Source organism: Mycobacteroides chelonae, assembly GCF_016767715.1.
Classification (GTDB): Bacteria; Actinomycetota; Actinomycetes; order Mycobacteriales; family Mycobacteriaceae; genus Mycobacterium; species Mycobacterium gwanakae.
The window spans coordinates 4,979,020-4,992,958 of sequence record NZ_CP050145.1; the positions used below are offsets into that span (position 1 = coordinate 4,979,020).

Genomic DNA, 13,939 nt, shown 5'->3' on the forward strand with positions numbered 1-13,939 from the left:
TCGGACGTCTCGGCGAGGCAACTTCTTTAACAACAGTCACATTGTTAACTTCCTGCGATGCACGATTCGTCGGGGACCAACGACCCTCTGCGCTCTTCACGATCGGTGACGCGACGTGACGCACTGCGCTACGCCACAGCCCTGTCCGCATTGGCCGGGCTCGGTGCGGCATCGGCCGCTGCCGGCGCACCGACGGCGTCCGCCGCCGCGCCCACGTTGATCGACTTCGCCATGCGCCAGATTCCGGCAGAGGACATCAAGGCCGCGGGACACTCGGGAGTGATCAACTACGTCTCCACCTCACGCCCCGGTTCGTCCATGGGCGCCAAGCCGATCACCCGGCCGTATGCCCAGGCGCTCACCGCGGCCGGCCTGGTGATCGTCAGCAATTTCCAATACGGAAAGCCCGGCGGGACAGCGCCATCGGACTTCACACGAGGATTCGCCGGTGGCGTCGAGGACGCTCGCACCGCCTGGCAGCTGCACACCGCCGCCGGCGGCGGCCAGAGCGCGCCGGTCTTCTTCTCCGTCGACGACGACATCAACCGCGATACCTGGAACAACGTTGCACTGCAATGGTTTAAGGGCATCAACTCGGTGCTCGGCGTACAGCGCACCGGCATCTACGGCGGAGTCAATCCGTGTCAGTGGGCCGCCGCCGATGGCGTGATCGGCAATTCGCGCTCACCCGGCCACGTGTGGGCCTGGCAGACCCGGTCATGGTCACGCGGCCAGGTCTTCCCCGGTGCGGTCCTCTACCAGCGCATTGTGAGCACCGCATCGAATCCTGGCCCGGTGGTCGGTGGGCTCGAGGTCGACGTCAGCGATGCCCTGGCCCAGGATGTGGGCCAGTGGAACTTCCACCAGTGAGAGACACCCGAAGCTCGGCGTAGGCGTCGACGAGTGCATCGAGCGCGAATCGCCGGTTGAGACCGCTGGGATTCGGCAGCACCCACGTCGTCACCTCCGCGAAGCGGAATGGCTGTAGTCCGAATGCGATGCGCGGGGATTCGAGCATGGACACCACTGCACGCTTTCCGAGAAATGCCAGCGCCCCGGGGTTCAAGCGACGCATCTTCTCCTCGAAATCTGGTCGCGCCGCACGGAATTCGCTAGCCGTGATGTCGTCGGCCCGCGGTGTTGCGCGGCGGACAGCAGCAGTGATGCCGCACCCGTACGTCAGCAGTTGACGCTCGTCCTCTGGGCGCAGGCGAATGTCGGTGAAGCCGGCCCGGTAGAGCACTTCCCAGAAACGGTTGCTCCGGTTGGAGAAGTTGTGTCCATCGGCCACTGCCGTGGCGGCAGGATTGATTCCACAGAAAATTACATCGAGCCCATGCGCGAGAATATCGGGAGAGTACTGACCCACAACATGTAGGTTCTCATGGCTCACCGGCCTGGCGGTACCAAACTATCTTGGGGGGCTGGAGGGTTCGGGCCTTGCCCAACGATGCGCTCCTGAAGCCGATACAAGGTGTACTTGAAGCTACCGACAAAGTAGGCCCAGTCCGCCTGCTTGGGTCCGTGGTAATCGCTGGACCCCTTGTAGCCCGCGTCGTCGATGTTGCCCAATGCCAGCTTGGCGATGTTGACGTCATGCGCTTGCGCACTACCGGCGTTCGCCTTAATGAGCATTGGTATCAGCCGGTTGAGTGCGACCAGGCTGGTGTCGGGACTCACCGCGATGTCGTTGAAGCCGCGCGAGATCGAGTTGAGATCGGCGAGTGTGCTGCGGCCGTCAGTGCCCTGAATCGACGGGAATTTCGCAAGTTGGTCGCTGATCTGCCCGCTCTTGTTGGCCAGGTCGCCGATCTGGTTAGCATCGATAGCTTGCACGCCCGGACCCGATGCCGCGATCAGATCATTGATCGTCTTCTCCCGCGACGAAATCGAGGCGGCCAGTTGGGACGTCTTGTCCAATGAGTTTTGAATCTGTGCCGAACGCTTATTGAGGGTGTCCAGCAGCTGATTCGATTGCCCCACAATGTCGCCCAGGGTTTGACCATGGTCAGCCGAAGCCTTGCCGAGCCCGTTGACCAGGTGGGTTAAGTTGCGGACCACACCACCGTTGACCAATACCGCGGCTGAACTGAGCACACCTTCCACGGAGGCAGCCGATGACGTGGTTTGTAAATCGAGAACGTCGCCGTCTTTGAGGAGTTCCGCAGATGGCTGAATGGGGGGTTCGAGGGCTACGAACACGTCACCCAACGGAGTCGCACTGCGCAGCTGGGCGGTGGATCCGACCGGCAGGCGCACACCCCTGAGTATCCGAAGTTTGACGACGGCCACATCGTCGATCGCCTCGATGGATTCGACCTCGCCGATATCGGCACCCTTGAGGCGTACCTTTGCCATATCCGGCAGATTCAGGGCATTAGCAAATTTTGCGGTCACCGCATAGGCGTCGGAACCGATGCTCGGCGCCGGCAGGTCAAGACTCTCCAATGTCGGCGGATCACAGGCGGATACTGTCATTGCCAATAGAGCTGCTGCGGCGGCTTGAACGACCGGACGAGCGCGACGCGACACCCCTGCTGCCGTTGAGCGGATGGGCACAACCGTACCAGAATTTACCTGGGAATGCGCGTCCCATGCCATCGCGCAACCGTATCAAGCGGAATTGGGTCAAACACCCTCGCTATCTCGTGAAAGCCAGTGATTTCCACTACATGACGGTGCCTCAGATGAGCCTCGTCACGGGCCTGCGTCGGGTGACGGATTTCGACTCGACGCGTTCAACGAACGAATCGAGACCGGGCGGTCGCTGAGGGCAGGGGCGCGCGGGCGTACAGGCCGCGAAGAGCGGTCAGGAGTTTGCTACATAGATGCATTCACCGGTTCCGTGAGGCACCAAACTCTCTTCACCACATTGATCGCCCGGTTTCGTGCATCCCACCCAAGCAATGCTGATTGTTTGGGCAATGAATTTGCCATCGCTTAGAGAAGGTCCGTGGGTGGTGATTAGTGCGCCTTCGGCAAGCTGGATCGACACCGTGAACCGAAGGTGGATCCAGGAGAGTTTGGCCGCCCGGTCCCGGCCGTGAATCGATGTGCGGGGCAACACATAAGCGCCGCTAGGGCGACCGATTGTTCGTGAAGAATGTGTCCACGCTCACATGCGCTGCATACGATACCCCCGTAATGCACAATGCGCATATGACAGCTGATCCGAGGTCCGCCTGGAAGGCACTCAAAGAGGGCAACCAGCGTTTTGTGGGTGGTTTTCCGCAGCACCCGAGCCAGAGCATTACGCGTCGGGCCGAGCTGGCCAATGGTCAGAACCCCAATGTGCTGCTGTTCGGCTGCTCGGACAGCCGGGTGGCCGCGGAGATCATTTTCGATCAGGGCCTTGGCGACATGTTCATCGTGCGTACCGCCGGTCAGGTGATCGACTCCGCCGTCCTGGGCTCGATCGAGTACGCGGTGGCGGTGCTGGGTGTGCCGTTGATCGCGATCCTGGGCCACGACTCGTGTGGCGCGGTCGGGGCCACGGTGGCCGCCCTGGACACCGGAGAGGTGCCCGGCGGGTACATCCGCGACTTGGTGGTGCGGGTGATGCCCTCGATCCTGGGTGGCCGTAAGGATGGGCTGTCGCGCATCGATGAGTTCGAGGCCCGCCACGTCGAAGAGACCGGCACCAAGTTATTGCAGCGCTCCCAGGTGGTCGCCGATGCCGTTGAGGCCAACAAGCTCGCCATCGTGTACCTGACCTACAAACTCGCTGACGGACGCATCGTCCTGCACGGCCACGTCGGCGACATCGAGTAGGCAGCAGCCTGGCGCTGCCTATCCGAGCAACGGGGCGCATCTCGATGCCAACGGGGCGGTCGATGAAATGCACGTCATCGACCGCCCGTTACCCCTACGATCCGGCATTCCAGTACGACAGCACTACTGTCCTCGATGGAAGTCAAATCGTCAGCTGCACAACGGATTAAAGCGTTGGTACAGTCCGTCGGTCGGTGACCGCTCTGTGGCGCAGGCGGTACTGACCCACGTCGGGCGCCGGTTGTTGAGCGCGGCTTGGCTAGTCGTTTCCGGTTAGCTTATCCTTGACGGCCTCAACACCCTCTTTGACCTTATCGGCAGCGTCAGCGATCTTCTGCTTGGCAGAGGCGATCCCCTGCTCGGCCTGTCCTTCAGCTTTCAGATCGTCGTCGTTGGTGACGGACCCGGCGGCTTCCTTAGCGCGGCCCTTAAGATCATCGAACTTGTTCTGGGCGTCATCAGTAATTCCCATGTTTCCCATCCTTTCTCATGATGTCGTGCAGCGAGACAAGCGTCTCGTTTTTAGAATGGCCAACTCCGCTGTTGTCAGCAGCACGGGTCGTCTGCGGCGTTTTGAGGGCCACCGACGACCCGTGCCCGTGCTGACGTTTCTACTGGTTGCTCAGTTTGTCAGTGAGACTTTCGCATCGGCATCGCCGACTTTGAAAGTGATCGTTCCGTGCTCGAAGGTGGACTTGAACGAGCCGTCGGACTCGGTCACCTCATCGGCCGTGGGATAGCCGAGTTTGCCTTGTGAGGCTTGGTTTTCGTTCCAGGTGTCTCGGATCTTGCCCCACACGAAATAGACCGGCTCTCCATTGCGATAGATCAGCACGCCGCCGTCAAACTGCTGATAGACGCCGCTGCGGTCCAGGGTCTCCTTCTGATTGTCATACGGTGCGCCCAGGTCCTTCTTCTGAACATCGTTCAGGGTGTTCCACTTGGCCAGGATCGGCCCCTCCACGGTGTAAGGCGTGCCGTTTTTACCCGGAATCTGTGTGGTGCTGGGTTTTTCGGAGGGCGAAGCGGTGATGGACGAGATCGCCGACGAAGCGGCCGAGCTAGCCGAACTGAGCGAAGGCGCGTCACCAGTCTTGTGTGAGCAGCCCACCGCAACTGAGGCAATGACGCCTACTGCGACGGGCAACGCGGTGACATGCAGATTCTTGATGCGCATCTACTTCTCTCCCTTGGTGTGTGATCGATCTTCCGCGAAAAAACGCGTACTGCACCCCTGCCGATCGTGCGCCGACAAGAGACATCTATGAACCAACCTCGGATGTCCGACGATGCTAGCAATTGTTTACAGAATAAACTAGGGTTATGGCTATGACGGGTAAGCCTTCAAATCGCCACCGGATGTTGGGACGAGCGCTGGTGGTGTGCGGGGTCGTGGCTTTGTTCGGCGGCGCCGTCGCCACCAATCACGACAGCCACGCTGGCGTCCTTTCCACGGTGATGGCACTCCCCGGCAATTCCGAGGTGGCCGATCCCGACAGCGATTCTTCCGGGGGTTCGGACGTGACCGGTCCCATCGGAAACTCTGACCGTTCCGACGTGACGGGCCCGATCGGTGGTTCACCTAGCGGTCCCGCTGGCAATTCCGCCAACTCGAACGTCCCCCCCATCGGTGGTCCCGGCGGCGGTTCCGCAGGCGGTTCCTCCAACGGTCCCGCGGGCGTGAACGGTGCCGCGGGTGGGGTCCCCATCGGCCCCGCCGACATGAACGGCACCGTCGGCGGCGGTCCCGGCACCTAGTGATTTCGTCAGGGTTGTCGCACCCCCGGTGACGACAGTGCAAAGGCGACCACAATCAGCCAGCTAAACGCGACGCAATATCTATCGCGCTGCTTCATGATGGCCAGCGTCGGTACTGACTCATGCAGTAGCCACCAAACCCGGGCGCTTCAAGTTGATAACGATATGAAACCTCAGTGGTTGCAATGCGATACGTGAGCCCTGAGTACCTGCTGGGCGCCACTATGTTCACTGGGTGCACCGTCGAACGGCCCTGAAGATTCCGCTGGTGCTGGCAGCAGCGACTCTCCCCCAGATACTGGCTCCTCTTTCGGTGATCCCGCGGGCGACGGCCGCGCCAGGCCAATGGCCGGTTGAACGCGCCAACGCGTGGTACCAGGCCCAGGGTTGGCTGGTCGGCACCAACTTCATCACCTCGAACGCGATCAACCAGCTCGAGATGTTCGCACCGGGCACCTACGACGCGCGGCGCATCGACAGCGAGCTGGGGGCATGCCGGCTACTGGGGTTCAACACCGTACGGGTGTTCTTGCACGATCTGCTGTGGGCCCAGGACCGCGCCGGATTCCAAAATCGGCTCTCGCAATTCGTCGGGATCGCCGCGCGCCAGAGCATTAAGCCACTGTTCGTCTTCTTCGACTCGTGCTGGGATCCAAATCCTCAGCTAGGAGCCCAGCGGGCGCCGACTCCGGGCGTGCACAACTCGGGCTGGGTACAGAGCCCGGGGGCGCACCGCATCGACGACCCGAGCTACCGCGGGGCGCTGAAAGATTACGTGGTGGGCGTCATGAGCCAGTTCCGCAATGACAACCGGATCCTGGGCTGGGACATGTGGAATGAGCCAGACAACCCGGCCAAGCAGTACCGCAAGGTGGAGCGCAGAGACAAGATCGACGCCGTCAGTGGGCTGCTTCCGCAGGTATTCAGCTGGGCACGTTCGGTCAATCCAGTGCAGCCGTTGACCAGTGGTGTGTGGCAAGGCAGCTGGGATCGCGGAAGCCGTAGTGAGATGGCCGGTTTCCAACTCGACAACTCCGACGTTATCTCGTTCCACTCGTATGCGGGCCCCACCGAGTTCGAGGCCCGCATCAACGAGCTCGCCCCGCTGGGCCGACCGATCCTGTGCACCGAGTACCTGGCCCGCGACCAGGGCAGCACCGTCGAGGGCGTGCTCCCAGTTGCGAAGCGGCACAACGTCGGTGCGTACAGCTGGGGGTTGGTGGCAGGCAAGACCCAGACCTACTTCCCGTGGGATTCCTGGGACAAGCCTTACACCAAGATCCCGGACGTGTGGTTCAGCGATCTACTACAGCCAGACGGGCGGCCGTATCGCGACGCCGAGTATCAGACGCTGCGAAAACTGACAACGCGCGTGTAAAGCACGCCGACCAACTTTGTTCATGAGGCGGTAGGCAACCTATCGGGGTGCCCCGCCATCAGCAGTGGCGGCCAGTCGACGCTCGAGCATCGAGAAATGCCGGGCCGGATGAAGCCGAAAGTGCGGCACTAAAAACCGATGTAGGTTCTCGTGCTCGGCTGCACTAGCCGATGTTGTTGACGTGGCCTTTACGGTTTGTCTCACAGCGCCCGCACGGGCAATCTGTCTCACGAACCGTTGCATTTCCTACAATGCCATTCAAGTCGATTGTCGAGAGGTTGGCGCGGAAAAGCGACCAACGGGCTGAGACCGCGCGGGTTTCGTCACGGTGACAGATTAAGGAGAGAGGCTTCCCGCAGGGAGGCGTGAACGGACATCTGTTCTCGTCGATCCCGAAGACGATCAACGTCTTCCACCGACCAGCTCACGATCCTGCGGCTGAATACGTCGAGGACAGCGCAGCAGTAAAGCCAGCCTTTGCGGGTCCGCTGTTGCGGCATCGCGGGGAAAGACCCGCTTTAGAGACGTCCTTGCTTATCATGTGATCATCGTGATTCCCGAAACGCTCGGTGATGAATCCGTCTCGGCTATCACCGGCAGTACGTCGCGGCCGCGCCCTAGTGCCGCTGTGAATACGCGTGATCAACCGCGTTTTAAACGGTTCCGGTTCGACGAATCGAGGCTGAATCTTCACCGCCATCGCGACCAAGATGCAATGCGCCTGGTCGTCTTCGTCCATGGCCTAAACGGCGGTGGTTACCGCACTTGGGGAAACTTTCCTCGCTTCGTGTTTGACGACCCGACTCAGGACCCCGTCGACGTTGCTCTTTTTGACTACTGCAGCGGACTGAGGCGACGAATCGGCAAACGACCACCAGTGCCCGAGGTCGCGCTGATATTGACCGAACGCCTTCAGGACTTGTCGAGCGACTACGACGAAATTTTCATTATTGCCCACAGCATGGGTGGACTGATCTCCGCCGACGCGCTGAGGAACTACGTCACGCAGCGTGATGAAGAACCCGGGCTTCTACGTGTACTGGCCGGAATGATCGACATCTCAACTCCCTGGAATGGCTCTAAATTCGCAAGAGCACGGATCCGCCTGTTGGTTAATGAGTGGGAACTACTTGAAGAAGACAGCGCATATCAACGGAACATACGTAGTTACCTCCGCACGAAGGTCGATCCGGCCAACACAAAAAAAGTCGCGAAAGATGTTCACAAGCTACCGATTTGGGCGTTTGTGGGCAGCCGCGACCGAATAGTCGAGCGCACAAGTGCGACTCTGGGCATCGACGAAGGCCAGGTCCGGACGGTCGACAAGGGCCACCGCAAAATTGCGAAGCCGCGCCGGCTCAACAGCCAAGTGGTCACCCAAGCGAGGAACATAATTGACGGGATCACCTTGCTTCGTGTTCGAATTCGCGAAGCGGAGGAGACTACGCGCAACGCGAGGCGACTCCGGGCACCCGAGGATCTTGTGCTGGTCGAAATCCTCCTGGAAGCCGATCCTAATGATGACTGGCAACCAACTTACGAGTCGGTGGTGCGATCCTCGAGCTCCCCGCGCGTGCAAGTGCATGATCGGCTGACCTCAAGCGCCGACTACCCGGCGAATCTGCTGATCTCGGTGCACCGATCCGACGACCTCATCGCCCGCCGCGAGATGACCAGGCTGAAACTGGGGGAACTACGACGACGCTACGACGAAGGCGGCGCCCATGCCAGAGCGATTTCGGTCGGGCCTCTCAAAGAACACGAACCATCATCTCAGGCGCTGACCGACATGACCAACATGCTGCACCAGGACAACCAGCAGTTCATGTTGAAGTTTTGCTTCGCTGAAGACGAACAGTTCCAACGGCGACTGAGTGCAGTCATAGCCGAAATTGTGAACAGACAACAACTGGTCGTGTCACAACGGGAGGCCTATCCAGTTGCTGGCCAACCAGTTCAAATCCTCATCGACCGAGAGGAGCTCACGTGAACATCGAGTGGCTCGTTGCAATAATCGAACCCGACCTCATCAGCGAACGGGGTAATTCTAGCGAACAGTCAGCACGCCCGACGGTCGAATTGGCCAAGGCCATGCAACGCCGCGTCCTGCGTTCAGCATTCGACGAGGAGATTGCGGACCCATCGGTGCGCGCCGTCCACGACACGCTGATGGGTGATGAGCACGCCGTGGACCTGCTCGTCGAAAGCCTAGCTACAGAACAAGTCCGTCAGGACCTGGCCAAAATGACTGCACTCACGCTGGTGGCCTGCGCGCTTCTAGCCGACCGTGACGACGTCGCCACCTGTCAACGCCTCATCAGCGACGCGCTGGCGTTGTTAACCACAGCGTCCCCGTCCGCAGATTTGTGCAGGGCACTGGTTCTGCAGCAGCGCGCCCTGCGCAGCAACGATATTGGCGAACCAACTGAGGCCGATTTAGATGAAGTGCGGCGGTTGCTAGATAACATCGCTTTTGCCCCCCCTCCCGAGCTCGCTCTCTGGCAGAACGCCGAAACGTCCTCTTCCGCTGCGCTCGAGAATATTCTCGACGCGCTGAGATCGTCGGCGGCCGGTTTCGATCTTTTCGCCCGAGCCCCCGCCATGGGGTACGTGGAGGCTGATCTTGAAGACGACCAGCTTGGTCAGTATCGACGCTGGTTGGACGGTCTCTACAGGTCCGCGCTGACCCGCAACGCGCGTACTGACTACGGGCAAGACCTTTACTTCGAAAATTTGCGTCTCGAAGTTCTCGGTCACCGCGACGTCTACCGTTCACGCAAGGAACTGGCGATGATGCGCACCGTCGGGTTTATGCCGACTTTGCCCAGTCCAGTCGCCGCAGACGCCCTGCGGCTTTTTCGTCTCGCTGGCGCAGACTCCGAACTCCGACAGCTCGTCGACGAGCTGACCTTCGCCGGCCCCGTAGGTCCCCTGTTGGCCGAGGGTTTGGGCATCGGAACTCATCGCACCTCCGAGCGGTCACTTCGGACGGGTGAGATGATTGTCCTTGCCGCCGCCGCGGAGGCGATGCCACCAAAGCAGGCCTTCCAGGCGCTGACGCGTGTGCTTTCGGTTATTCGTCGTGGAGGCCCGACGACCGCTCCGCTGCACTGGCACGCCGAGTCCTCGAAGGACGAAGAAGCGTGGGTCGCGGCCGGCGCCTTGGCTGGCGCAGCCGGAACCGCGGGGATCCTTGCGCAAGAACTCCTGGACTACGCAACACCAGACCGCCTCGCCGACATCAGTTACGACACCGTCATCGCACGGATTGTCCACACCATTGACTGGCTAGATATCGCCGACGATCTGCGAGCACGCTGGCAAAGCCTGTTGTCGACGCAAGTTCGCGAGCACCCGCAAAGCCCCACCGCAGCCGCTTTGCAGAACGTACTGAAACTAGGACCGGATAAACCCACGGAAGGTGAACAGGCCTCTCTGACCGACCTCGCGGAGAGCATCAACCACTGCCTGCGGAACAGCGAGTCTATTCCCGACCCCGTGTACTCGGAGACCAAGCGAGTCGTACTTGCAAGCCTTGCGAAGACGGCTAAGGAGGCTTCCGGCGGCACGTTCGTGCAAAGGGGCATAAGGTCCGCCGAGGTTGCCGCGGTTCTGCTTACTCAGTCCGCGGACGACGACATCTGGGCCGGATTGCTCGAATTTCTTATCAACCCTCGCGTAGCACGCAGCGAGAAGTCGCGTGCGTTCGAAATCCTTACGCGCGAAAGACCGAACCTGAATTCGCTACTGAAAGCCCACTACGCCAATCCCCTAACTGCACTCATCGATCAACCCGACCCGTGGGCTTTCGACGATTCCCACCGTGCGCCGGTGTTTGTCGCGGCACTGAACTTCGTCTTCGCGTATGGCATGCTCTCCGATGAGGTAGTAGCTGACCGTCTCGGTAGGCTTGCGTCCAGTCCAGACGTGCAGACTCGCCGCGATGCTGGACGATCCCTGTCGCTGCTCGCCATGAATTCAGTAGGTGACTGGATGTTGCCCAAGGTGTACGCCCTCAGCGGGGATTCGGATCCGACCGTGCGTGTCGCAGTCGCTCACGCGTTGGGCGAGATTTGCCGACGCCGAGATGTCGTGGGCAGCATGGCGATCGAACGCTTGACTGAGTTACTTCGGAGTGGAGGTGTTTTCGTCCCGCTGCAAACCCTCAACCAACTGACGACTGCAGCATTGACCGCGCCGCAGATCGATCGCGTGGTCAGGGCGTTGCGGAACGACAGCCAATCCTGGCGTGTTCGCCGACGAGCTGCGCAGCTGCTTGACGGTCGCTGACCGGGGAGGGCGCCGCTCTGCGCCACGCAGCAATCAGGCCAAGCATGTCAGGCTTATTTCCGAGCTGCGCGAGCTTCCGCCCCATATCGGCTAGCTCTTCAAACAATCGCATCAGATACCTGAATAGGCCGGAAGTGCCCAACCTACGGTCTCGGAGGAGGCGACGATCCCTGTCGTTACAGCCGACGATAGTGAGCGAGTCAAGATAGTGGGCGAGTCAGGCCGGCACGAAGTCCGAGTAGGTGTGCGCCATCGACGGCACCGCAGTGGCGGTGATGCGCACGCCCTGCCCGCGTACCACCGCAACGAAACTTGCGCCAGCATCAACCGGCGCAGGAACTGTGTGGGGTTCGGGGCTGTCCTCGACCTCCACGTGGGTGGCACCGAATGGCACCAGTGCGATCATTGCGAGGCGCCCTCCCGAAGCATTGGTGAAGCGATACCGATTCGCACCCAGTGGGATTGCTGACCAAGGTCGCCCGGCTTCAGCGTCCAGCCGGTAGGACTGCAGGTCGTCACGAACTTGACCGCCCAGCTCGGTTTGGCCAGATCGCTCGAAGTAGTCGAGGGCCGCCTCAAGGTTTGGGATGCCTTCGGCGAATCGCCGGGTCTGGCACTGTGTCTGCCCGAGGTTGTTGACAGTTTCCGCCCAGCCCGAAACGTTGCCGCGCTCCTTATAGATCGCGGCCGCCTCTTCAAGCAGTTCGATCGCTTCGTGCAGGTAGGTCTGATTGTTGTCGATCCGCGCCAGGCGACCGAGAACGGCTCCGAGGTTCTTGCCTGCGGTGGCGATTCCGGGTTTGTCGTCTAGATCGCGGCAGATGGAAACGGCTTCCCGGATAGGTGGAACCGCCTCGGCGTACCGCTCCGCTTTCGCCAACGCTCCGCCAATGTTGCTCAAAGCAATCGCCTCGCCACGACGGTCCGGCGGATCAGACTCCCGACAGGCTCGTACATCGTCCCAGTAGATTTCGAGGACTTCGTCGACGTCTCGGCCTTGATCGACGTAGACGTTTCCCATGTTGGTGCGCGCCGCGACTGCTACACCGTCAACCCCGGCGTCCTCGGCGACCTCGGCAGCCCGCCGAAACGCTTCGAGCGCGTCATCGAACTGGCGCATCTTCCGAAGAGCGGAACCGTAGTGGTTCAGTACGCACGCCGCATAGTGTCGATTCTGCGCCTCAGCGACAAGCGAGCCGCCAACGACGGCGACGTCGTGGAATTCCTTGAGCCAGTGCCGCTGCGATCCCAGGATCTCACCGAGCCCCACGGCTAATGCCAGCATCAACTCCCGGTACTCGTGCTCGGGGCGCTTCGCGACCGCCAGAACGATGGCAATCGCCGTGGTGCGCTCCTCCTCGAACCAGGCAGCCGCGTGTTGTGCTGTGGGAAAGAATTTCCTGTTGTTGTCGTTCGGCACTCCGGTGAGCCAGTCGACCGCAGCTCCGACGCCCAAGAGGTATTTCACGACGATTACCTTCAATGCCCGCTCGGCGTCCTCGGGTTGCTCCGCTGACAATTCGGCCGAGTACAAGCGGATCAGGTCGTGCATGCTCCAGCGGTTGCGGACGTGCTGCTGGATGAGGTGGCTACGGACCAAAGCCATCAGTTGCGGCCGTATCGCATTGTGTGATGCGGAGATCAGCCAGCCGGCCGCTACCAGGCCTACGTCGCCTCCGGGGACGACGGACAGCAGACGGAACAGGCGTTTCAGGGTGGCGGGCAATCTCTTGTAGGACAACGCAAACGCGGCTCGCACGGAGAGGTCTGTGCCGTAGTCGAGGCTGTTGAGCCTGTCCTCCTCGCTGGCTAGCTCCTCGACCAGCTCGGCGATCGGCCTGTCTGGTTCATCGGCCAGGAGTGCGGCCACGATCTGCAGCGCAAGCGGCAAGCGATCACAGAGTTCGGCTAACCGCTCGGTGACCTGCGGGGCCTGACTCAGTCGGCCCTCGTCCGGATTGCGGGCACGGATCGCGCTGGTCAGCAGTTCGACCGCTTCGTCGGGGCCCATCACGTCGACGTCGACGACTTGTGGCTTCGGTATGTGGCCGAAGGTTTCCCGCGTCGTAACGGCGACGCGATGAATGGGACTGGCGGGCCGTAGTGGTTCGAACTGTGATGGATCGCTGGCGTTGTCTAGCCAAAGCAATACCGATTTTCCTTTTGCTGCGAGCTCGTTGAGTCGCTGCTGGTACTGGATTGCCTGCTCTGCGGGATCGGCAGCGATCTCGGTGTCCTCGACACCGAGCAGGATCGATAGTTTCGACAGCACCACCGCGGGCTGCACTCGAGCGTTGGGGCTATCCGCGTAACCGCGGAGATCGACGAAGAGAACGTGGTCGAACCGTCCGGCCGCCGCAGCCGCGGTCGCGGCCTGCCGCACGAGCGCCGTCTTCCCCACCCCTGGGGGTCCGCTCACCAGGACGATACCGCTGCTGAGACTGTCGCCTAAGCCAGACAACAGATCAGCGATCCGCGTCAGTTCGGCTTCGCGGCCGACGAACGGCGTAGGTTCGACGACCAACGCCTCGAGTGGGAGAACAGTTGTGGCGGCGCGCAGTTCGGCCAAGCCGTCGATGATCACCTGATCAATGCGATAGGCGGCCACCCCACCGTCGGTCGCGTTGATATAGATGTTCCGGGCAGCACCGTCGTCGACCCGACGGCCCTCCGCCTCCTCGGTCAAGACTCTTTACGCTTCCTGCGCCTGCGCGTCTGCCCGACATGCACTTCACCCATGTG

Annotated in this window: 11 protein-coding genes; 6 read left to right on the forward strand and 5 right to left on the reverse strand. The window is 61.2% G+C overall.

From position 1 onward, the window contains the following. Positions 1-57: 57 nt before the first annotated feature. On the forward strand, positions 58-870 hold the full coding sequence (locus HBA99_RS24300) for a DUF1906 domain-containing protein (RefSeq protein ID WP_030097625.1): 813 nt from the start codon (positions 58-60) through the stop codon (positions 868-870). On the opposite strand, the gene mug is transcribed toward HBA99_RS24300, so the two are convergent. After that, the gene (mug, locus tag HBA99_RS24305) at positions 821-1,369 is read right to left on the reverse strand and encodes a G/U mismatch-specific DNA glycosylase (RefSeq protein ID WP_070952387.1); all 549 of its coding nucleotides are present in this window, start codon (positions 1,367-1,369) and stop codon (positions 821-823) included. The two genes, HBA99_RS24300 and mug, sit on opposite strands and share 50 nt — an antisense overlap. 20 nt (positions 1,370-1,389) lie before the next feature. Then, positions 1,390-2,478, reverse strand: coding sequence for an MlaD family protein (locus tag HBA99_RS24310; RefSeq protein ID WP_070951794.1), 1,089 nt, complete (start codon positions 2,476-2,478; stop codon positions 1,390-1,392). Positions 2,479-3,159: 681 nt separating this feature from the next. Between HBA99_RS24310 and HBA99_RS24315 the strand changes: the two genes are divergently transcribed. After that, the gene (locus tag HBA99_RS24315; RefSeq protein ID WP_070951793.1) at positions 3,160-3,771 is read left to right on the forward strand and encodes a carbonic anhydrase; all 612 of its coding nucleotides are present in this window, start codon (positions 3,160-3,162) and stop codon (positions 3,769-3,771) included. Positions 3,772-4,030: 259 nt separating this feature from the next. Here HBA99_RS24315 and HBA99_RS24320 read toward each other — a convergent pair whose 3' ends face one another. Both HBA99_RS24320 and HBA99_RS24325 read right to left on the reverse strand, forming a co-directional pair. After that, the gene (locus HBA99_RS24320) at positions 4,031-4,243 is read right to left on the reverse strand and encodes a CsbD family protein (protein ID WP_030097629.1); all 213 of its coding nucleotides are present in this window, start codon (positions 4,241-4,243) and stop codon (positions 4,031-4,033) included. A 150-nt stretch (positions 4,244-4,393) separates the two neighbouring features. After that, positions 4,394-4,948, reverse strand: a complete 555-nt coding sequence (locus tag HBA99_RS24325; protein WP_078353854.1) for an LGFP repeat-containing protein — start codon at positions 4,946-4,948, stop codon at positions 4,394-4,396. A gap of 152 nt (positions 4,949-5,100) precedes the next feature. Here HBA99_RS24325 and HBA99_RS24330 point away from each other — a divergent pair, with 152 nt between their 5' ends. From HBA99_RS24330 to HBA99_RS24345, 4 genes are all read left to right on the forward strand, one after another. Next, positions 5,101-5,529: a hypothetical protein gene (locus tag HBA99_RS24330; RefSeq protein ID WP_131822822.1), complete on the forward strand. Its 429-nt coding sequence runs from the start codon at positions 5,101-5,103 to the stop codon at positions 5,527-5,529. Positions 5,530-5,764: 235 nt separating this feature from the next. Then, on the forward strand, positions 5,765-6,907 hold the full coding sequence (locus HBA99_RS24335) for a glycoside hydrolase 5 family protein (protein WP_070951791.1): 1,143 nt from the start codon (positions 5,765-5,767) through the stop codon (positions 6,905-6,907). 550 nt (positions 6,908-7,457) lie between these two features. Further along, positions 7,458-8,897 carry an alpha/beta fold hydrolase gene (locus tag HBA99_RS24340; RefSeq protein ID WP_131822821.1) on the forward strand — a complete coding sequence of 480 codons (1,440 nt, stop codon included), beginning with the start codon at positions 7,458-7,460 and terminating at the stop codon, positions 8,895-8,897. After that, entirely contained in the window at positions 8,894-11,197 is a 2,304-nt protein-coding gene (locus HBA99_RS24345) for a HEAT repeat domain-containing protein (protein ID WP_070951789.1), read from the forward strand. The genes HBA99_RS24340 and HBA99_RS24345 overlap by 4 nt, the downstream gene beginning before the upstream one ends. A gap of 217 nt (positions 11,198-11,414) precedes the next feature. On the opposite strand, the gene HBA99_RS24350 is transcribed toward HBA99_RS24345, so the two are convergent. After that, positions 11,415-13,883: a tetratricopeptide repeat protein gene (locus HBA99_RS24350; RefSeq protein ID WP_070951788.1), complete on the reverse strand. Its 2,469-nt coding sequence runs from the start codon at positions 13,881-13,883 to the stop codon at positions 11,415-11,417. Between the last annotated feature and the right edge of the window lie 56 nt (positions 13,884-13,939).